Raw genomic sequence first — 20,304 nt, 5'->3', positions numbered from 1 at the left:
CAGTCGTAGTTCAGGAACCGAGCATCGTCTTGCGATGTAGGGCCTTCAGCTTTGGTTCCGCAGGTGGTCAGGTACCGTTCACCGCATGCTGAGCAACGAAAGAAGCTGCCGTGTAAGGCCCGTATGGGATGAGCGCTCATTCTAGAAACATGCCACCCAGCGCCATCAGCTCCAAGTCCGTCTCGCTGCCGGCCGGGATGAGGCGGGAGTAGAACAAGGCCGAGGGAGCCTCATCCCTTGGGGCAGGAGCTCACTGAGCCGGTCCGCAGGCGATCTCGAATGGCGTGAGCGCCGGGCGCCGAGGGTGTTAACAGTTGTCAACGCGAGGTCAGGTCGCGATGTGCGCCGCCGCCATGATGACCTTCACGAGCAGGCCGACCGCACCGATGAGCACAGCCGAGGTGAGGCCCCAGCCGATCTTGCGCAGGCCGGCGACCTCGCCCTTGATCTCCGTGGCCGATTTCTCGATCTTCCGCTCGATCTCCTCGCGAGTCATGAACGACGCGATGTCCTTCTGGTAGGCGACTCCATCCAGCCGGCGGCTGATCGCCTCGAGCTTCTCGTCCATGCGGGTCACCTGCGCTCGCGTTTCGTCGATTTGGTCGCCGTTGGCCTCGCTCCGAGCCAGCAGCTGTCCGAGCAGGTTCGCGATATGCCGGTCCTGCATCGTGTCCCCCCGGGCGGCTCGATCCAGCAGCCCTTCGCCCAGCCCCGGCGGCACCGGCGGCTGAATGGCGGCCCCGAGCTCGGAGCCGATGTGCTCCAGCGCCGAACGGCGTAGGGCGGTGGGATCGTGGCGGCGCGTACGACGCGCCCTCTTCGGTTCGGCGGTGTCGGACATCGTGCAGCCCCGAGTGAGGCGCGCCGGTGTTCCGGTCGCGCGGTGATCCCTCCCCCTGCTGCGGGGGAGGTTGAAGCGCTACCGCTTCGAGAAGATACGCCCGACCGCGGCCTGGACGCCGGCGACGCCGATCACGGACGCGACGATCATCTGCTCCATCGCGTCGTAGGGCGTCGGCAGCTTCGCGACCTGCCAGTTGAATAGGAACGTCGAGTCGAGGACGATCGCGCCGAAGTGGAGCATGCAGAGCCCGAACGCCGTCGGGATCATCCAGGCGGACCACGGCGAGAGGCGCTGCGCCGCGCGTTCTGCCTCGATGGCCTTGCGCTCCTCGACGTACGCGACGAGCTGCGCCTGCGCGACGGTCGTGTCGGCCGTCACGTTCTGGCCGTTGGTCAGAACCGTGTTGTCGGACCGCTTACCGAGGTAGTCGAGCAGCTTCCCAGCGATGCCGGGCAGGCCGAGGATGAACGAGGCGAGGAGGCCCATCAGCGTGGCCCTCCGGCGTCCGGGCCACCCTGCGGCCGCATCGGCGGTGTGGTGGTGTAAGCCCGCAGAACGATGCCAACGAGGAAGCAGCCGGCGACGATCGCCTTCGCCGTTCCCTCGGGCGCGCCCATGTCAAGCAGCAGCTGCCGGAAGTCGATCGCGTGGAGCGCGTCGAGCAGCGTCACCAGGAACGCCGGCGTGAAAAAGATGAACGTGCGCCAGCCCCGGAGACGACGCCAGATCACCTGTATGCGGCGGGCATTACGAGCGATCATGGTCAGGCAGCCTTTGGGTGAGAGAGCAGGGCGTGCACGCGCGACCAGAACCCCGGGGCGGGCGCAAAGCTCGGCGCAGAAGAAAGCCCGCCGGTGAGGGCGGGCTGGGGCAGGGCAGGAGTCGTCGGAGCGGGGCTGGCCGCCCGGGGCGGAGCGACGATGGGCGGCGGCCCGGCCCCGAGCGCTCCCGGCATCCGTGCCGCCGTCAGCGGCATCCCGCCGGCGACCAGCGCCGCCTCGAACCGCTCCGCGTAGCCCGCGATTGCCGCCGCCTTGTCCGTCCCGTTCACGGTCCGGCGGGCCCCGACGTAGTCGCACCGGTTGCCGGCGATGAAGTCCTCGAGCGCCCGGCCGGTGAAGTCGCCCTTGATGGACACGCCGCGCGTCACGCCCTCGATCAGGATCCAGGCCGACACGGCCGGGTCGAGCGCCAGGTCCGGGTTGCCGGCGAGGTCGAGCCCGAGCAGCTTGCCCATCGCGGCGTAGTTATCCTCGAAGGTCAGCTGCACGTCGCCACGGCCGTAGAACGAGAGCCCGCGCGCGTTCGGCAGGGCGTAGTTTCGGCTGATCTTGCCTGACGCGAACAGGGCGGCTACCGCCCGGCGCGCGGCCGCATCCGAGGTCGCGAACCCCTCCCGCACCGGCATCATCCGTCGGCCGGTCTCGTGGAAGCTCGTGGCCAGGATGTAGGCGAGGTGGCGCCGGTCGAGCAGCAGGGCGTGCAGCAGGAAGGCGTCGAGCAGCCGGCCCACGCCGTCCACCTGCGCCTGCGTCATCGACCCGAACAGCGGGCGGATCGCAGCGAAGAACAGGGCGCGATCCAGGCGCGCGAACGCCCCCGCGTCGGTGGACGAGGCCATGGTCGTCTCCACGAAGATGAAGGATCAGCGGCGGCGAGGCGCCGGGCAGATGCGGGCCGGGATGCCCTCGACATCGACGGCGACGGAGACCGGGTGATGGCGGCGAACGGCGATGCCCGAGATCTCGATCTCACCGCCGATCAGCCTTAAAGAGTCCGCGGCGGGAACGCTGGACGGGTCAACGATACCGGCCGAAACCGCCCCCAGCCACCAGACGGGCAGGGCATCTGCCATGGCGGAAGTAGCCAGCGTGCTGAGCAGCGCGACCGCTGCGAGGAGGCGGCTCATCAGTGCATGGTCCACACGTCGCCGCGGCAATAGACCGGCGTCGAGATCGACCCGCCGCCAACCGGCGCGGCGCCATACGTCAGCGTCGTTGCGTCGGAGACCGCGGCGTAGCTCCCCTGTGCCGCCGCGTTGCAGGTCGGCAGGGAGGCGACAGGATAGACCGGGAACTTCACCGGCACGGCGAACGTGGCCGAGGCGGCGACATAGAGACCCTTGGCGACGCTGAGGAGGCTCTGGGTCACCACCTGACCGAGACCCTGCGCCTGGAGCACGAGGCCGGGGTTCGCATCCGAGCCGAATGCCTGGATCGTCGGGAACTGCCCGGCGGCGGCCGGCGTGATGGTGATGCCGTTGGCGGCGGCCGTGCCGCTAATCGCCAGACCGCCGGCGCCGGTCGCCGCGTACCGAACCGCCTGTGCGGTGCCGGCCGAGTCGCGATAGTTCAGGTAGTTCTGGATGCCGCCGACGTTGGAGCCGGTCAGCGACAGCGCTCCCGTCAGATAGCCGATTTGCGCGGACGCATCGCCGACGACGAAGGCGTGGCTCCACGTACGGGTGCCGGGTGCGCTCGCGTTCAGGTGGCTGACCGTGATGCCATCGGAGTAGGCCGGTTGAGAGATCGACGATCCGATGATCGAGATGCCCTGGACCGTCGTGTTCGGGCTCGTGACGGACGGGTTAATCTCGATACCGATCAGCCGCTTGCCGCCCCCGCTCGTGACGACGCCGTTCGCTCCGGCATCGATCATCGTGACGTTGGCGCCCCAGCAAGGGCCGTTTTCTGCGACCTGTGCGCAGGTCGTGAAAATGCCGGCGGCGTCCCGCGTCGAGTTGTTGCGGACGTAGCCCCCGAACGCGGAGGTGGTCTGCGCCGTCGCATCCGGCATCACGACGATCGATGACCGAACGCCGTCATGGGTGAAGTACGAGGGCGGCTGCTGGGGACCGAGGATGTCACCCGCCGCGACGGCGGTATTCTGAAACACCATCCCGCCGTGCGAAAACTTGGGCGAGACGATGAGTGATTCGAGGACCGTGCTCGTCACGGAACTGGGATTCGCTGGGGATTGCGGCCCGGGCAGCCGGCCGTCCGATCCAAGGGTCGCGATCCCGCCTGCGGCTCCGCGCGTTCCGAGCGCCTGCGCTACGCCGGACATGACCCCACGCACCGTCGACATGTACGACCGGGCAGAAGCCCCGTCCTGCGCCGGGATCGCCGGGTCGACCACCGCATTCCGGTCCGGATCGGTGCTCCAGGAGAAGGCGCTACCCGGCGCGGTCTGGGATGCGGCGGGGCCGCTCGCGACAGCGACAAGGGCAAGGGCGGCGAGGAGCGCATTGCGCACAAGCATGGGCGTGATCCAGGATTGCTGAGGCGGGTTCAGGCCTTGATCGCCCAGACGATGACCGCGCCTGGCGGCATGTTCGGGTGCGCTGCGCCGGAGCCGGCGGCGTCGATCGTCAGGGTGTGGGTATGGTCGGCGACGACGTTGATCGCGTGCGCATGCTGGCCGTCGGCGAGGATGCCGTGAGCGTGGTCCCCGACGGCAGCGATCGTCACGCCGTGGCTGTGGTCGCCTGACGCTGCTGTCGTGAAGTCGTGGGTGTGGGCACCGGCTCCGTCGGTTGCGCCGCCCGCATTGTTGCTGCCGTTCGGCTCGAGATCCGTGACGACGCGGTTCGTGCCGCCGCTGCCAGCGGTTCCGATGCTGTAGGTGATCGGGTGTCCGTGCGTGCCGGCAGACGCGGTCGTGCCGGTATGTGCATGGGAGCCAGCGGTCACGGTCGAACCGCCGTGCGTATGGTTTCCGGCCGCCGTCGTTGCACCGCCGTGGGAGTGCTGCCCCGCCGCTACGACCGAGCCACCGTGATCGTGCGCGCCCGCCGCCGCTGCCGCCCCGGTGTGGGTATGGCTTGCCAGCTGCGCTGCAGACAGCGCGATCGCTTCCGCACCGCCGATCGATCCGACGGTGGGGTTGATGCCACCAGCGCCGGTCAGGAGACCCGCGTTGATGTCCGCCCCGAACAACGTACGGCCTTGGAAGTTCGGCAGGTTGAACGTGGTCGATCCGTCGCCGACGCCCCAGGTCGTTCCGATCGCGCCGAAGAGGGCGGCATACACCCCGCGCGAGATCGGCGACCCGACGCACGGCAGCCACCCCGGGGGGACGGCTGCAGCGGACGCGAAAGCCTTGATCGAGCCGGCCTGTTCGATGAACGGAGCTACGACCGTGACGACGGTGGTCCCGGGATGCCACCGAACCCGGTAGACCTGCCCGACCTGGATATCGCCCGGTGCGAGCTCGGCGCCGCCCGGCCTGCGCATCGGCTTTGGCCCGGCAGCGTCCGGCTGGAACGTGCACGGGCCGGGGTTGGCGGCATCCGGTGTCCAGGCCAGGTCGAACGCTTGAGCGTAGTCGGCCGACGTGAACCCTTGCTCTGTGGCGAGGCTGTACGCGCCGGACGCGCCCCCGGTCGCGCCGAGAATGCCCGAGTTGTCGTCACGCCAGCAGGCCAACGCGGCCATCAGCGCACGCGCCGAGTTGTTCACGGTCCCGGCCGGCTGCCCCTCCTGCCAGAGGATCGGGGGGGCGCCGACATCGTTCGACGCGGCGTCGGTGGAGAAGTCTTTCAGGCCCGTCATGGCGGCTCCTGGCGGCGCGCACGGGTCCGGCTCCGACGACGCGAGCGCGTCCGGATCGGGTGGTGCAGCGGTTGGGGTGGATCAGCGCGAGCGGGCGCCGGGGAGCATGGCGAAGAAGCGCGAAGCGTCGAACGGTTGGGCCGCCGGGCGATGCGGCTGCAGCATCTGCGGTGCGGCCGATGCGGCGGCCGATTGCGCGACCGGCGAGGCCGCTGCCTGCCCGCCGCCGTTCAGCGCCTTCAGCAGGCCGGCGACGTCGACGCTGTCGTCCTTCGCGGGCGCCTGCATCGTGGCGCCAGCGGCGGGCGTGACGGAATCGGCGGTACCGGACGCGACGGGGCCGGCGAGACCGAAAGCGCCGGCAGCGGGCGTTGGCGCTGCACCGCCGGGCATCGACGGCGTGAAGTCGCCGCCGAGGAAGGCCGCGGCCTTCGCCTCGTGCCCGGCCATCTGCCCGTTGACCTTGTCGGCGACGGTCCCGGGCGCGCCACCGTTGCCGGCGTCGCTCTTGTCATAGAGCCCCGGGTGCCCGGCGTTGATGGTCGAGTAGAGGTCAAGGCGCCCCATCCCGGGCTTGAAGCCGCGGTCGGTCAGGTACGCTTCGACCGCCGGCAGCTGCTCCTCGAAGCTCTGGTCCTGACTCGCGCCGTAGGCCTTCTGCTCGGCCGGGCCGAACTGGATCAGGCCGATATGCCGGTTGCCGGCTCCGCCCCGAACGCTCGGATCGAGCTTGCCGCCGGTCTCGTAGGACATGACGGTCGCGTAATCGAGCGGGTTGGCACCGATGCGCTGGGCCGACACGATGAGCGCCGCGGCGCGAGGATCTGCGGCCATGCGGTGCTCCGGAAACGCGAAAGGCCGCCCATCTCGGAGCGGCCTTGTCTGCCGGCGCGCAGGGCGCCTGACGGTGGCTTATTCAGGCGGATTGCCCGTCGGGTCAAGGGTAATACAGGGGGCAGCTTGCCCACCGATTTAATAGCGCTATGAAAAGCGATGACGACGCATTTGGATCGCCGACCAAGGGGCAGGCCGCGGCTCGATACCGCTGCCGTGAACGTCCGCATGCCCGCGCCGATGATCGACGCGCTGGATGCTTTCATGCGCGCCAAGACAGCGAATGAGCCTTTAGCGTCGCGGCCTGACGCTGTTCGTTACGCGCTACGCGATTGGCTTACAGGCCAGGGCCTGCTCCCGAACCGAGAAGATCCAGAGGGGGCGAACTGATGGCTTTTCCAAATTTGTTCGACCCGCCAGACATCGAAAAGCTCTCATACTCCGATGTAACGAGCTATCTTGAAGAAAAATCCGGTGGGGAATTCATATGTGAAATTTGTAAAAGTCAAAGCTGGTTCATAGGACCACTTGATGAACAAATTTATGGTGCAATCGACGTAAAGTCCAGCGACCAAGAAATTACTAGTAACAACATTAAAGTTATGATTGTCGAGTGTCAAACCTGCGCCAACGTAAAATTCATTCGACGCGCTGCGATAGTTAAATGGATAAAAGAAAAAAATTTAGGGAGGGAGTAACTGTATGGCTGAAAGGCGAAAGACGAGCTATTCGCAGTTAGCATCGTCGTCCAGCCGCAGTGCGATTGCTGTCGATCGTGCAGTCATAGGTGGGGCTATGAATACCGGAGACGGGGGAGGCCCAGAAGATCCTATGGGACCGCGCGTTAAAGCTCTCGAAGACGGTCAGAAGGCGATCCTCGACAAGCTGGACGCTATCTCAAGGTCCATCGGCGACGGCCGTTTGGAGAACGAGAAGCGGTTCAGTGGGATGTCGGATCGATTCGGCGCCGTCGATACGGTACTGGCGAAACTCGAAACGCGTCTCGATCACACTGCTGACGCGGCCGGGTTGGCGCGGATGCATGGAGAACTGACCGGCAAGATGGAGAATGTCTCTGGCCGCGTAACGAGCATCCCGACCACGTGGCAGACGGTGGCGATCATTGTCGGCATGTTGGGCGGCATCAGCGCGATCGCGTTCGCGATCTCCAAGCTCATGCACTGATCACTATGCCCCGCTGGCTCGCCGTTCCCGCCACGCTCCTCGCAGCGATCATCATTTCTGCGATGGTCGGCGCGCTATCCAACCGCTGGGAAGCGGTCAACTTCTCGAAGGATTCGATGGGCTGGGACACCTTCTATCTCCTGGACAGGCTGACCGGTAGCATGCAGCGTTGTGCGATCCCGACCGGCCCCAACGGCGAGGGAAGCATCCACGCGGTCTGCACGAAGGTGCTGTGATGCATCGCGTCGTGGCCTTCGTCCTGTTCACCGCCGTCATGCTGGCAATCGGCTGGGTGCTGAAGCTCGTTGTGCCGGGCTTCAATCGTTGGCTGACCGACTCCGTCGGTGAGTGCGGCTCAATCGCCTTCATCGTGGCGATATTCGTCGTTGCGGCGGTCGTCGGCTACTGGCCTCGCAACGAGGCCGGCCGGATGCGCCCCTTCCTACCGCGCCGTCGCTGACTGATTCACGACCGGCCGCTGGCCGTCGTTCGCCAGGCGCAGCAGCCGCGCCGTGAAGAGCTCGGCGTTCTTCGAGCCGGGCGGCGACTTCGAGAGAGCCCGCAGGTCCGGAAGCGCCTTCGGATCGTAGATCAGCCGCGCGATCGCCTCGCCGTTCCCCATCATCCGAGCATGGGTCACCGCATCGCTGATGCCGTGCTTCAGGCCGACCACACCGCCGCCGAGCGCCCCGCTAAGGCCGCCGACGGTGGCGCCCGCCGTCGCGCCGGACGCTGCGCTCGCGATCGCCTGTCCGACCGGGGTGTTGCCGCTGGCGAGTTGCTTCTGGATCGCCTGGTTGAACGCGGTATCCGAGCCCTTCTGCGGCCTGTAGCCGGTCGCCTCGAGGGTCGTCAGCAGCCGGTCGACCGCAGCCGCGCGCATCTCGCCGTCGGGCAGGACGCGCAGGACCGCTTCGAGGTTGTGGCGCTGCTGGGGGTTGCCGCGTACCGCTGAGGCGAAGCCCGCGCCGCCGTATTGCGCCGCGATGCCCTTCACCTGCTGGGTCGATTCATTGAACAGCGTCTCGAGGTAGATCCGCGTCAGGTCACGCGCGGCCGCCGGGTTGTTGCGGGCCACCGCCGTCATCGCCGCGGCGATCTCATGGTGGTTCGCGCCCTGCGGCACCTGCGGGAACAGCACGTTGACGGCGCGGCGGACGTCGTCGGTCTGGGCGAGCTGCCCGAGCGGGCTCTTCTCGACGCGAGCGAGCCCGTCGCGGGCGCGCACCACGTCGTCGAGGCGATGGTAGACGTCCGGCATCTCCGTCAGCACGTCGACGTGCTCGCGCAGCGCCTGGTTCAGGGCGTCCGGATTGATCGTGCCGCGCCGGTCGGTCGCCGCGTCGAGGATGCGGGTCGCGACATGGCCCTCGTAGGCCTGGCGCGCGGCCGGCGTCGCATTCGCCAGGAACTCGCGTGCGGCCGAGGCGCCCTGCAGATGGCTCGGTACCTGCTCGGTCGGCGTCGCCATCCGGCCGGTGGTCGGATCGCGCTGGACCACGCGCCCGAGCGGGGTGTTGCCGGTGAACGGCTCCAGAGGCCGACTGTTCGCGGCGAAGTTGGCGTCGGCCGTCGCGACCTCGGGGACGGCCTTCAGCTGCCGGTCGAGCGCCTGCCGAGGGATCGTGAGGTCACGCACCTTCGTCGCGTCGCCGACCTCCTGCGCCTGCCGGATCGCGAAGTCGTTGCGCTCGCGGGCGTGCAGCAGGCCCTCGACGCTCATGTCGGGCTGGCCGTCCGCGCTAATCAGGTCGCGTCGGACGTTGCCGAGCGCCCCCCGCACGTCGCTCTTGGCGGTGCGGGCTTGCCCGGCGACCGCATCAAGCGCCGGCATCGGGTTCACCTGCCCGAATCGGACGTCCGGGATCTCCTCGGTGATGGTCGGCGTCTTTGTGTAGGGCTCGAGCGGCCCCTTCATCTTGCCGACGACCGCTTCGTAGGCTTCGACCGGATCAGCGCCGCCGTCGCGCATCAGCGTGCCGAGGACGCGGTCGCGGATGTCCGGATGCACGCTCGCCGGATCGACGCCGACGCGGGTCAGGTCCTCGTTCAGGCGGCTCTCGGCGAGGTCGCGGGCGTGGCTGAAGTCGTCGGCGATCTGCCCGGCCTTCAGCCGCTCGCCGAGCGGCGCCCGCTCCTGCCCGATCGGGTACGACGGCACGCCGCGGCGCTCGTTCGTGAGCTTGCGCATCAGCTCGCCGCGGATGTCCCGTGCCATGCCACCGTCGGCGTCCGGCCGCAGGTAGCCCGCCTCCATCAGCTTCACGCGCCAGAAGCTGTCGAGCGGCTTGCCGCCCTCTCGCGCCACCGTGCCGGCGCCGGGGATGTTGAACCGGTGGAAGTCCTGGCTGCGCAGATCGCTCGTGAGGTCGAGGCCGCCGTTGCGCGCGATGAAGCGGGCGAGGCTCTCACCCTGCGCATCAGCCTCGGTGGCCGCGCCGCGGACCGGTGCCGGGTCAGCCGGGCGGGGAGCATCGGCCTCGAACTGTGGCCGGCTGTAGGTCGGCTGGATCACGACCGGCTCGCCGGGGCGCTCCACCGTGACCGTGCGCTCGATGCCGGCATTCTCCGGCGCAGCGCGCGCGGCGGCATAATCGCGATCGGCCTGCAGCGACCGGACGGCCTCGCGTGCGTCGGCGACGTTGCGCATCTCCGGCTGGATCGTGCGGCCGGCCTGATCCGGCGTGACGCGCGGGCCGACGGCGGCGCGGGCCTGATCCAGGGCTACGCCCTCGGGGGTCTGTCGGACGCCGGCGCGCGCCGCCGACTGGACGTCGAGCCCGACGGCCGACGGCGCCACGTTCTCCGGCGCGATCTGGTCGAATAGCGCACGGGACACGTTGTCGATCGACGCGGGCCGGCCGGCATAGACCTCGGAGGCGATCCGCCCGCCCTCGCCGCCGGAGTTCGCCGCGACGCGGGAGAGCTGCGAAACGCGCCCGGCCCGTCCGTCGGTGGCGCGGTTCAGCGCCTCGTCGAGGGGGATTTCGACGCCGCCGCCCGGAAGCGCGCGCGAGCTGTCACGGATCGCCTGCGCCGAGGCTAGTTCGGATTCGGATATCCCGTGCGTCGCTTCCCGCAGGAGGTGCATCCCGGGATCGCCACCCCGCATCGCGGTGACAGCCTTGCCGACGAGGCGCCCAGCGATAGGACCGGCCGCGCCAAGGCCCGCGCCAATCAAGGCGCCATCCTTGGTCGCAGGCAGGTCGCCATCGTTCCGGACGGCCGCATCGGCACCACCCAGTACGCCCCCGCTAAGAAGCGAGGCGCCCGTGCGAGCTGCCAACCCGCCGGCACCCGCGCCGAACGCGGCGGGCGCGACGGCAACTAGCGGAAGCGTGCCGACGACACCGCCCGCCAGCTGGCCCGCCATGTCGGCGATCGGGTGCTCGGCCGCCGTGGCGCGTCCGAAATTCTCCACGTTGCGCAGCTCGTCGCTGTACTTCGTGTCGTGCTGGAGCGCGCGCACGCCGGCGACGGCCTTGTTCACGCCAGCGGTGAGGTACGGGCCGACCACCGGCACGCCGTCGATGATCCCGCGCCCGACGGCAGCAACATCATCGCCGGCCACGCCGGAGGAGGGCGCGTCCGTGAAGCTGGCGTGCAGCTTCATCAGGTCGGCGTCCGACATCTTGGAGAGATCTGCCGTCGGCGCCGCGCCGGGCGCCGGCTTCGGCTCCGGCGTGGCGTGGTAGAGCCGCATCAGCTCGTCGTCGGAGAGCTTCGACAGGTCGCTCAACGCATCATCCCCCGGCGACGCAGTTCGGTCTCGACGGCGGACCGGTCGGGGGCCGTGGGCTTGTACTGGTAGATCTCGGGCTGCTCGACCTTGAAGAACCCGGCACGCTGGGCCGTCTCGGGCGTCGCGAACCGATCCACGCTGCTGTTGTGGTGCTCGATCGTCTTCTTGGCGAGGATCTCCTGCGCCTCGATGCCGGCCCGCAGCGCGGCCTCGACGCTGGAGCGGTCGCCCGACGAGATCGTCTTGCCGAGTTGAAGGTCCATGTTCGTCGTGTGGCCGGACTGCGAGATCGCCTTGGCGAGCTCGGCGCTCTTCTGGGTCGCGGCCTGGTCGAAGAGCTGCGACTGCGTCACGTAGCTGTCCGGGATGCCGAGGATCTGCGCCGTGATCGCTCGCGCCTTGGTGCGCCAGTCCGCGCCCGCGCCCGACACGATGCCGTTGTCGAGGGCTTCCTTCTGCCGGTTGATCGCCGCGATGGTGCCGACGGCACCCTCGGCCTTCGCCCGGCTCTCGGTGATGGCCTTCACGGCAGCCGCGTCGAGCTCGGTGTTGGCCTTCTGCGGCAGCTGGTTCGTGCCCTGCGTCAGGGAGACGTGCGGCGCGCCCTTCTCGTCGTAGTAGCCCGGCGTGCCGGCCGGCGTGTTCGGCGGCGCCTGGACTACCTGCCCATCCGGGCCCGGTGCGCCCCAGATCCGCGTGCCGCCGGTCGCCGGGGCGACGGTGGTGACCGCAGCGGCGTTCGGCTCGCCAATCTGGCTCTTGTTCACCGCAGCGATCGAGCCGTCGGGGCGCGTCACGATCTGCACATCGTCCTTCGACCCCGCCGCCGTACCCTCGGCCTGCGCCTGCGCGCGCGCCTTCACGATGGCCGGATCGTTCTCGCGCCCGTGGTTCGGGTCGCGCAGGATCTTGAGCGCCTCGGTGACCTGGCCGCCGTTCGAGCCTGCTGCGATCGCCTCGGCATCGGACAGGGTGGGGAAGGCGCGCTTGATGATCGCCGCGTTGCCGCCGAGCGCGGCCGTCTCCTGCGCGATTTTACGCTGCTTGAGGGAGAGGTCGGCCTTCGCGAGATCCGTGACGGCGCGGTCCTTCGAGGCCCGCTGCATGTTGTCAAAGCCGGCCGCCGCGCCGGCGCCGAAGCCGTGCTTGCTCATCAGGCCGGACCCGAAGGCCATCATCTGATCGCCGACCCCCGCATCGCCGAGGCGGCCGAGGATGGCGCCGATGCCGGGGCCTTCCTTCTCCGGCACCGCCGGCGCACCGGCCGGCGCTTGGCCCTGCGCGGGGACGGCACCGACAGCGGGCATGTCGGCCTGCGACGGCGCGCCGAGGCCGAGCGCACGCTGCGGCGGCAGGGGCACCGTCATCGGCGCCGGCGCGTCGTCGACTTCGGGTGCGGGAGCGTGGGCGGCGACGCGCGAGGCCGGCGCTGGTGCGGAGCGCGGCGCGACCGGATCGGGGAAGCTGAAGGACGGCGGAAGGCCGGTGAGGCTCTGCGGTGCCGGGGCCAGTCTGGCCGGAGCGTTCTCGAGCGACGGGGCCGGCGCGCTGGCAGCCACGGCGGCCGCCTGTTCGTCGGGGCGCAGCGCGGACGGATCGCCCGCCGGCGCCGTCGCGCGGACGGCCGGCGGGATCACGAAGCCGTCGGGGCCGTGCTGCGTCAGGAACGAGACCGGGGCCGCATCCTCTGCCGGCATGTCGGCGCGCGGGTCGGCGCCCTGCTGGCGCATCAGCCGCGCGATGTCCTCGGGCGACAGGTTGAAGCCGAACAGAGCAGGGCCAGCGGACATAGGCGGGGTTCCTTGGGAGGGGGCGGCCTGCGCGTCGGAGCGGGCGGCGAGCGCGGCGACGCCGACGCCGGCCCCCGACGGGCCGCCGGAGTAGAGAAGCTGGTCGGGCGCGTAGAACGAGCGGACCCGGCCCGGCGTCAGGGCGACGACCTGGTCACCGCCGTTGCTCTCGCTCAGGCCGCGCAGGACCGCGGTGTCGAGACCCTGTTCGCGAGCGCGCTGGATCGCCGCCGAAGTCGCGCCGTAGCCCCATTGCACCTGCGGGACCTCGGTCGCCGGGTAGCCGAGCTCGGCGAGCTGCGCGTTCAGATCGCGGGCGATCCGGAACTCGTCGAGCATCCGGGCATGGCGCTCGTCGAAAACCGAGCCGGCGCGTGCGACCACGTCGGGGTCGGCGCCGTTGCTCTTCGCGTCCTGGATGAACGCGTCCCGCGCCCGTGCGACGAAGGTCGGGTCGTTCTCGAACAGGGCCGGGAGGTCGAAGACGTCGGTCTTGCCCGGATCGACGGTCGTGCGGATCACGCGGGGACCGGCTGCATCCGGGCCGGACGACGAGCGCGCCGAGGCGTAATGGTTGGCCTCCCCTGCAGCCGGCGACAGGAACACGGCGCCGGTCTCGCCCTCGGGCGTGTGCGGACGCGAGGATGCCGCGAGGTGCGGGTTGAAGCGCGCGAAATCCTCCGGCGCCGCGGTGCCGTGGAACAGGTCCCACGACTTCGCCGTCGGGTCGACGCGGGCGATCGGCCGGGCGATCGGCTCCGCATCCTTCATGCCGGCGGCCAGTCCCGCCTCGAGCGCCGCGAACGGGTCGACCTCGTGCGTCGCGGCGCCGCCGAACATCCGCAGCGCGCCCTTCGGCACCCCGAACGGCAGCGATCCCGTCATCGCGGTGCCGGCGAGGTCGGCGACGCGCCGCCCCTCGTCCGCGCTCATCATCGTGGGCTGGGTCTGGACATCTCCGCGCCAGGCATCGCGAGGCAACGTGAGGGCCGACGCGATGCTCTGCGGGGCGTCGGCGATCAGCCCCGGTACCGCCGGCGTCAGCCGCCCGTCGTCATCCCGCCCGATCGGCAGGACCGCGGACCGCTGGACCACCTCGCCGGTAGGCGCCGATGTGACGACCGCGTTACCGGTCTCGGGATCGATCACGGACCGGCGCAGGCCCGAAAGCACGCCGGGCGGCAAGAAGCCGAAGGGGGCGGGAGAGGATGCCACGGAACCGCCCTCAGATCAGGCCGGCCTTGCCGAGCGCGGAGGCCGAATTGGCGGCAGCGCCGCCGGCGCCGATCAGCCCGCCCATCAGCTGCTGGAAGAAGCTCGCCTGCGGGATCTTCTGGACCGTCGTGCCGCTCGTCGTGCCGCCGAGGCCGGCGATGGGATCGACGACGCTCGAGGCGAGCCCGAGCTGCTTCCACGGCGCGGCCTGCTGCTCGTCGAAGACGGTCTGATCCGACGTGAGCTGATCTTGCCGGGCCGCATCCTGGATCGCACCGACCTGCGCGAGGGTCTGCCCGGGTGCGGTGAGGGCAGTCTGGTTCGCCCCCTCGGCGCCGATCGCCGCGAGGCCCGCCGCGCGGTCGCCCTGCGCGGCCGAGAGGAGCGCACCCTGCTGGCCGAGCGTGCGGTCGGCGTTCGAGCCCTGGAGCGAGGCGAGCGTCGAGGCGCCGGTGAGCCCGGCCTGATCGGCGGAGAGCGAGAGGCCGGCACCGGTGGCGGCGAGCCCCGCGTTGCCCTGATTGATACCCACGAGGCCCTGGTAGACGCCCGTCGCGGTACTGGCGCGCGCGTTCTCCGCGCTGTCGATCGCGCCGGCGGCCGCGGCCTGCCGGTCGCGCTCGGTCGAGTAATCCTGGTAGCGCAGGCCAAGGTCGGCATTCTGGGCCGCCTCCGCCGTGGCGCCGGCGAACCGGCCGGAGCCATACCGACCCGAGGCTGCGAACTTCTGCCCGACGGTCGAGGCGGCGCTGGTCGTCGCCTTGTCGATCATCGCCTGCAGGTACGGGTTGCCCCCCGACAGGTACTTCCCGTCGGCGACGTCCTGAAGCGAGCGCTCGGTCTGCGTCCCGCCGGTGGCGAGATTGCTCGCGAGACCGGACAATGGCGAGGCGTCGGTCGCGTAGTCGCCGCCGGCCAGCGCCGCCCCGGTGGTCCGGGCGATGCTGTTCGGATCGGCGAGGCGCGCCGCGGCGGACGAGACGCCCGACGTGTCGACGTTGGTGTTGACGCCCCCGAGACCGGCGACCGCCGCCTGCGTCGCCGGGGTCGAGCCGCCCGAGCCGAGCAAGCCTCCGAGGTAGCTGTTGCCGGCCGCTGCGGTGCCGGTGCCGGCGGCCGCGCCCGTCTTCATCGCATCGAGGCCGTCGAGCGTGTCGGACCCGAGCCCGGCCACACGCTGCCCGGTGTAGACCTGCGATCCGACGCCCGAGTTCAGCGCCGTGGTGGCACCGCCGAGGATCTGCTGGAGCGCGGGCTGTGCCGGATCCCACGGGTCAGACTTGGTGTTCTGCGTCGTGGTCTGGGTCTTGGTGCCGCCGCCCATGTCAGTGCCTCAGCGTCTTCGAGAAGTGGGTGCCGGCGGAGCAGCGGGTGGCGACGTAGCTCGAGTGCAGCCGGCCCCAGGCCGGGCGGCCGATGAATTCAACCTGCGCGCATCCGACCCGAGCAGCGCCAGCCTCGATTTCGTGGATGGTGGACGCCAAGGCGCGTGCGCCGCCGCTTCCGCCGAGGGCGAGGATCCAGCAGGCTCGCTGCCCGCTCCGGTGATCCCGCACCTGCGTCACGCCGGCGGCGACCGGCCGCCCGCCGTCGACGATCAGGATCAACGCGGCCTCGTCGCGCTCGAGCGCGGCGTGGAGGTCGGCGACGGTGAGGTCGCAGCCGGGCCTTGCGCAGGCCTGCGCCAGCCACGGCTCCGCCACCGCCCAGGCTCGCGCGAGGTCGGTGCGGTCGATCGGCTGCAGGTGCATCAGGGCCGCCGGATCTCGTAGCGGAACGTGCGGTCGGCGGCGTCCGAAGCGTCGTGCCCCCAGGTGAACGAGCCGCGCGCGGTCGCCTTCAGCCAGATCGTCGTCGCCGCGGCGGAGGCCGAGGTCGGGATCGGCGCGACCAGCGCGCCCTCGGTGCAGCGGGAATCGGCGACGACCGTCTCGACGGCCCCGGGCGCCAGCGTCACGCCGGATGCGCCGAGCGCATTGGAGCCGCCCTGCGCGAGGTCGCCCAGCGCCTGCGCGAACTTGGCCAGATCGCGCTCGGACTTGCCCGGGACGATCATCGCGAGCCCTCGACGGTCACGTCCGGCTCGATGCCGGAAGCGTAGGACCAGGCGGTGCCGGCCGGAATGCGGATGCGCGCGCGGTGATACCGACCCGAGGCGCGGCACGGGGCGAAACGCTCGAAATTCGGGGCGGTCTCCGGGCGGTAGCGGACGACGTCGGCCTGCCGCGTGGTCTCGCGCGTCCCGACCTGCGCGCGCCAGTCATCGGCATCGCTGTCGAGTCGCACGCCGCGCACGAAGGCGCGGTTGGGCCGAGACAGCATCGCGTCCGGCGTCTCGACGTGCGCCTCGAGCGCCGGGCCATTCAGCAGCGCCAGGCGGTTGTCGAGCGTCACCAGCCCGAGCGCAGGCGCGCCGCCGGCATAGGAGGGATCGTCGAGCGGCTTCTGGCCCGCGTCGTCCAGGGAGCCGGGGATGTTGTCGATCGAGGTCGCGGGCGTTGCCGCCACGAGGCCGAACCGCACCGGCAGGTCGATGTACGTCCAGCGGTCGAGCAGCCAGTCGTAGAGCAGGACCTGATCGAGGAGCGTCGGATCGGAGCCCGAGGCCATCTTCGAGCGGTAGGCGAACAGGACCCGCGGCCCGGTCGCGTCGCGGATCACCACGGTGCTCGCAACGGCGTTCGGATCGACCCGATCGAAAAAGAAGCGGTTCACGCGCTCGGCGCCGATCGTCGACGACGCGCCGCCGGTGAAGACGTAGAACCCGTCGCGGTCGAGAAAGAACACCCGCGGCCCGACCTTGGTCAGCGACCAGGGCGCGACCGAGCCGCGATTCTCCTCGAGGATCGAAAAGTCGAACACCTCGGTCGAGTTCGGCACGAACACCATGCGGCGGATCGTGCGCTCCTGGAAGACGATGCCGAACTCGCCGCCGGCGAAGCCCGTGACCGCGCCGCCGTCGGGGAAGAGCTGAATGTCGCCCTCGTGGCCGTTGGCGAGCCCGAGCGGCCAGGAATCGATATTGCCGAGGTCGGACCACTGGACGGCGTTCGGATCGGAGGCGAGGCCGGCCAGCACCAGGAACTCGCCGACGACGCCGCAATGGCGGGCCCGGGGCGGCATGCCGCCGAGATCCGCGAAGGCCTTACCGATGTCGATGTCGATCGCCTGCGGGCGGCCGCCGAGCGCCACGGCGACCAGGCGCGTCCCGTAGACGGCGAACGACCAATAGTCGCCCGGCGGTACGGAGTAGGTTGCGCCGTCCTTCGACACGTCGTCCCAGCCCGAGGTGCCGAGGTTGAACTTGTAGAGCTTGGTGCCGGTGCCGGCGAAGTAGACCGGGAAGCCGAAGCCGGGCGAGTTCACCTCAATGGCGCCGCGGCAGTCGGCCGGCAGGGGCAGGGAGATGGGGGCCGGTGACAGGCACGGCCCATAGCCATCGGCGCGCGGCAGCACGTTGGTGGCCACGCTCGATACCGAGGCGTCGACCGAGGCGATGTCGGGCGCGAACGGCGCGAGCTTCACCACCGCCATGTCAGAGGTTCCAGGCCTGGATCTGCCCGGTCGACGCGATCCCGTTCGCACGGGCGCGCAGCGTCCCGAACGCCTCGGTGAACGCGACCTGCATCGCGGCGGCGAGGCCCGCATCTTTCAGGACGTGCAGCGCGAGGTGCCACTTCGCCCGCGCCGAGATCATGTCGCGGGCTTCGTCGAACCACGCGCTCGGCGTGTCGTCCTCAGCCGGAATGTCGAGCTTCACGTGCGCCGACAGCCGGATCGTCCAGGCATCGCACGGCACCGGCCAGAGCCGGAGCGTGCTGTCGAAGTAGGAGTAGGCGCAGGGCTGGGCTTCGCTCGCCGGCTGGTCGGCGCTCTCGACCCACGTCTCCGCGACACGGTTGAGGTCGCAGACCTGATCGCCGTCGACGAGCACGACGCTGCCGATCGCGTAGAGACCGGGGATCGCGGGCGCGTCGCCCTTCCCGTAGACGTCGGCGCCCGGGATCGTCTGGAAGGTCAGGATGCGCTCGTTGAACGCGAACCGCTCAGGCTGGAAGTGCCGGACGGCGGCCGCGATTCCGCGCCGGATCTGCGGCTCGAGGTCGGGCCTGTCGAGATCGTCCATGATCTCCACGACCAGGTCGCCGAGCGTCGATGCCGTCATCGGGGCGCGTCTCCGGATCGGAAGGGGGCGACGGCGGAGCGCTGGGCTCCGCCGTCGGTTCGAGATCGGCGACGCGGGCGGCGCATAGCGCCCACGCCATGACGCTCATCAGGCGACCGGACGCGGCGCGACGTATTCGAACACGATGTCGGCCACGCCCGCCGTCGGCGCGGCGCCGGTCGGGGCGTAGGAGACGTACGGCACCGTGTCGGCGGGCAGCTGCGCGAGGGCGGTCGCGGTGTCGGGGCGCTTCACGCCGACGGCGCCGGCGTTGGCGTCGGCCGCCGCGACGAGGTCGTTGCCGCCGGGCGTCGAGCCGACGACGAGCGGGTTGGTCGTTGCGGCGTTGAAGGCCTGGCTCACGATGATGGTCGTGCGGGTGATGATCGCGCCCATCGGGAAGGCGTTCTTCATCGGCAGGCCGGCCACGAGGCCGATGTCGGAGAAGGTGACGCGCGAGCGGATCTCGCCGACCTGCCCGTGGAAGGTCGAGCGGACGGGCGGCTTGGTCGGGGTGACGTTGGTGGCCATGTCGGGCCCTCTCAGTGCTGGAAACGGCGGACGACGCGCAGGCGGCCGAAGCCGACCCGCGCGTCAGGGATCACGGGTCGGCGCGGATCAGCCGGCGTTGACGGCGTAGGTCGGGATGACGATCGCGGCGAAGTCGGCACCGTTGAAGGTCGTCTTCTTCAGGCCCCAGATCGCCCAGGCCGAGACCTCGAGCTCGCGCTTGTGGTCGTAGAGCTCTTCGTTCCAGCGGTACTTCGTCGGGCCGCCGGACTTGCCGAAGGCGGCAGTCGCGGCCTGGGCACCCATCAGGACCGCGCGGCGCACGGTCGGGATGATGGTCTTGCCGTCGGCGGCGACGCCGAGGGTCACCTGCTGCGACTCGCGCAGGATGACCCTGTTGTACATGCCGACCGAGCCGTTGAAGATCGCGTTCTTGGTGATCTGGCCACCCTGAAGCGCGGCCTTCTTGATGTCGAACCACTGACCCGCGGCGGTGTTGCGGCGCAGCTGCGTCACCTGCGTCGGGTGGAGGTACATCACCCAGCACTCGTCCATGCCGTCGATGGTGATCGGGCGCATCTTCACGCCGCCGGCGTTGCCGCCGGTCTTGGCGATCTCGACCGCGGCGTCGATCTGGTCGAGCGTGAGGATGTCGCCGGCGACCAGCGCGCCGTCGTTGGCGCGGGCGTTCGGGCGGATGACGCGGGTCGCGGCGGTGACCACGTTGTTGCCGGTGAACTTCACGCCGCCCGAGCCGTCGACCTGGACGAAGTTCGCGGGGGTGTAGCCACAGACGTGGTTGAAGAACGTCACCGAGGTGCGCAGCTGGAACCAATCGACCAGGCCGTCCTTGGCCTCGTCGCGCAGGTTGAACGGCACGCGCTGGGAATCGATGGTGTTCTTCGAGCGGATGCCGACGACGTTGCCGAGCTCGTCGATGGTGATCGCGTCGGAGTTCGTGGTCAGCTGCTCGCCGTTACCCTCGGCGCGATCGGACGAGGTGAAGCCGTTGCCCGACAGCTGCATGCGCAGGCCGAAGGTGACCTTGTCGCCGGTGCCCTTTTGGGTCTCGGTCTTGACCTGGATCACGGACTTGGCGGACTCGCCGAACAGCGGGCCGATGTCGAGCGCCTTGGTGGCCTCGGTGGAGAGCTTCATCGACCAGAGCTTGGCGGCGAGCGCGTCGTTCAGGCCATAGGTGGTGGTACCCATCGGAGGGGGTCCTTCGGAGATCGGGGGAATGCGGGAAGGGGTTCGTGCTGCGCGTGACGCCGCGAGCGGACGAAGGCCGGGCCCCGGATGACCGTTGGGGACGGTGGTCGGACGGGCGCCGTACGTGGCGCGGACGAAGGCTCTGACGCGGCTGTGCGGATCGCGTGACGGGCGATCAGGCGAAGGTGACCGGACACACGAACGCGCCCCGCGAGATGGAGGGTGTGTTCAGGGCCGGTCGGTCGAAGGTGAAG

At 70.0% G+C, this 20,304-nt stretch carries 20 protein-coding genes; 3 read left to right on the top strand and 17 right to left on the bottom strand.

The features are described 5' to 3' along the window. Positions 1-328 precede the first annotated feature (328 nt). The 8 genes from FV227_RS04390 to FV227_RS04355 form a co-directional block, all read right to left on the bottom strand. Positions 329-841 carry a hypothetical protein gene (locus FV227_RS04390; protein WP_147858390.1) on the bottom strand — a complete coding sequence of 171 codons (513 nt, stop codon included), beginning with the start codon at positions 839-841 and terminating at the stop codon, positions 329-331. Between the two features lie 78 nt (positions 842-919). After that, positions 920-1,330: a hypothetical protein gene (locus tag FV227_RS04385; protein WP_246686392.1), complete on the bottom strand. Its 411-nt coding sequence runs from the start codon at positions 1,328-1,330 to the stop codon at positions 920-922. Then, on the bottom strand, positions 1,330-1,605 hold the full coding sequence (locus FV227_RS04380; protein ID WP_147858389.1) for a hypothetical protein: 276 nt from the start codon (positions 1,603-1,605) through the stop codon (positions 1,330-1,332). Before FV227_RS04380 ends, FV227_RS04385 begins: the two co-directional genes overlap by 1 nt. A gap of 2 nt (positions 1,606-1,607) precedes the next feature. Further along, positions 1,608-2,465: a glycoside hydrolase family 19 protein gene (locus FV227_RS04375; protein ID WP_147858388.1), complete on the bottom strand. Its 858-nt coding sequence runs from the start codon at positions 2,463-2,465 to the stop codon at positions 1,608-1,610. A gap of 24 nt (positions 2,466-2,489) precedes the next feature. Beyond that, positions 2,490-2,753: a hypothetical protein gene (locus FV227_RS04370; RefSeq protein WP_147858387.1), complete on the bottom strand. Its 264-nt coding sequence runs from the start codon at positions 2,751-2,753 to the stop codon at positions 2,490-2,492. Further along, positions 2,753-4,105: a hypothetical protein gene (locus FV227_RS04365; RefSeq protein WP_147858386.1), complete on the bottom strand. Its 1,353-nt coding sequence runs from the start codon at positions 4,103-4,105 to the stop codon at positions 2,753-2,755. Before FV227_RS04365 ends, FV227_RS04370 begins: the two co-directional genes overlap by 1 nt. 29 nt (positions 4,106-4,134) lie before the next feature. After that, positions 4,135-5,397: a tail fiber protein gene (locus FV227_RS04360; RefSeq protein ID WP_147858385.1), complete on the bottom strand. Its 1,263-nt coding sequence runs from the start codon at positions 5,395-5,397 to the stop codon at positions 4,135-4,137. Between the two features lie 81 nt (positions 5,398-5,478). Beyond that, on the bottom strand, positions 5,479-6,231 hold the full coding sequence (locus FV227_RS04355; protein WP_147858384.1) for a hypothetical protein: 753 nt from the start codon (positions 6,229-6,231) through the stop codon (positions 5,479-5,481). Between the two features lie 831 nt (positions 6,232-7,062). Here FV227_RS04355 and FV227_RS04350 point away from each other — a divergent pair. Genes FV227_RS04350 through FV227_RS04340 form a run of 3 tightly spaced genes read left to right on the top strand, consistent with a single transcriptional unit; the run spans position 7,063 to position 7,876 of the window. Beyond that, positions 7,063-7,416 (top strand): hypothetical protein, encoded by a 354-nt coding sequence (locus FV227_RS04350; RefSeq protein WP_147858383.1) that lies wholly within the window; start codon positions 7,063-7,065, stop codon positions 7,414-7,416. Positions 7,417-7,421: 5 nt separating this feature from the next. After that, positions 7,422-7,652 (top strand): hypothetical protein, encoded by a 231-nt coding sequence (locus FV227_RS04345; protein ID WP_147858382.1) that lies wholly within the window; start codon positions 7,422-7,424, stop codon positions 7,650-7,652. After that, complete coding sequence (locus FV227_RS04340; RefSeq protein ID WP_147858381.1) at positions 7,652-7,876, top strand: hypothetical protein; 225 nt, start codon at positions 7,652-7,654, stop codon at positions 7,874-7,876. The genes FV227_RS04345 and FV227_RS04340 overlap by 1 nt, the downstream gene beginning before the upstream one ends. Here the strand turns inward: FV227_RS04340 and FV227_RS28835 are convergent. The 9 genes from FV227_RS28835 to FV227_RS04295 form a co-directional block, all read right to left on the bottom strand. Beyond that, a complete protein-coding gene (locus FV227_RS28835) occupies positions 7,859-11,155 on the bottom strand; it encodes a hypothetical protein (RefSeq protein WP_187274677.1) in 3,297 nt (1,098 codons plus the stop codon). The two genes, FV227_RS04340 and FV227_RS28835, sit on opposite strands and share 18 nt — an antisense overlap. Further along, entirely contained in the window at positions 11,152-14,163 is a 3,012-nt protein-coding gene (locus tag FV227_RS04330) for a hypothetical protein (protein WP_147858380.1), read from the bottom strand. Before FV227_RS04330 ends, FV227_RS28835 begins: the two co-directional genes overlap by 4 nt. A gap of 10 nt (positions 14,164-14,173) precedes the next feature. Beyond that, the gene (locus FV227_RS04325; protein WP_187274676.1) at positions 14,174-15,487 is read right to left on the bottom strand and encodes a hypothetical protein; all 1,314 of its coding nucleotides are present in this window, start codon (positions 15,485-15,487) and stop codon (positions 14,174-14,176) included. A gap of 1 nt (position 15,488) precedes the next feature. After that, positions 15,489-15,914 carry a hypothetical protein gene (locus FV227_RS04320; protein ID WP_147858379.1) on the bottom strand — a complete coding sequence of 142 codons (426 nt, stop codon included), beginning with the start codon at positions 15,912-15,914 and terminating at the stop codon, positions 15,489-15,491. After that, complete coding sequence (locus FV227_RS04315) at positions 15,914-16,219, bottom strand: hypothetical protein (protein ID WP_147858378.1); 306 nt, start codon at positions 16,217-16,219, stop codon at positions 15,914-15,916. The genes FV227_RS04320 and FV227_RS04315 overlap by 1 nt, the downstream gene beginning before the upstream one ends. Next, the gene (locus FV227_RS04310) at positions 16,216-17,697 is read right to left on the bottom strand and encodes a hypothetical protein (protein ID WP_147858377.1); all 1,482 of its coding nucleotides are present in this window, start codon (positions 17,695-17,697) and stop codon (positions 16,216-16,218) included. Before FV227_RS04310 ends, FV227_RS04315 begins: the two co-directional genes overlap by 4 nt. Before the next feature lies 1 nt (position 17,698). Then, positions 17,699-18,328, bottom strand: a complete 630-nt coding sequence (locus tag FV227_RS04305) for a hypothetical protein (protein ID WP_147858376.1) — start codon at positions 18,326-18,328, stop codon at positions 17,699-17,701. Positions 18,329-18,436: 108 nt separating this feature from the next. Then, complete coding sequence (locus FV227_RS04300; protein ID WP_147858375.1) at positions 18,437-18,859, bottom strand: hypothetical protein; 423 nt, start codon at positions 18,857-18,859, stop codon at positions 18,437-18,439. 87 nt (positions 18,860-18,946) lie between these two features. After that, entirely contained in the window at positions 18,947-20,050 is a 1,104-nt protein-coding gene (locus FV227_RS04295; RefSeq protein WP_147858374.1) for a N4-gp56 family major capsid protein, read from the bottom strand. Between the last annotated feature and the right edge of the window lie 254 nt (positions 20,051-20,304).

The organism is Methylobacterium sp. WL119 (assembly GCF_008039875.1).
GTDB lineage: Bacteria > Pseudomonadota > Alphaproteobacteria > Rhizobiales > Beijerinckiaceae > Methylobacterium.
Note: the sequence above shows the minus strand (reverse complement) of the source record. Positions and strands in the feature narration are given on the sequence as shown.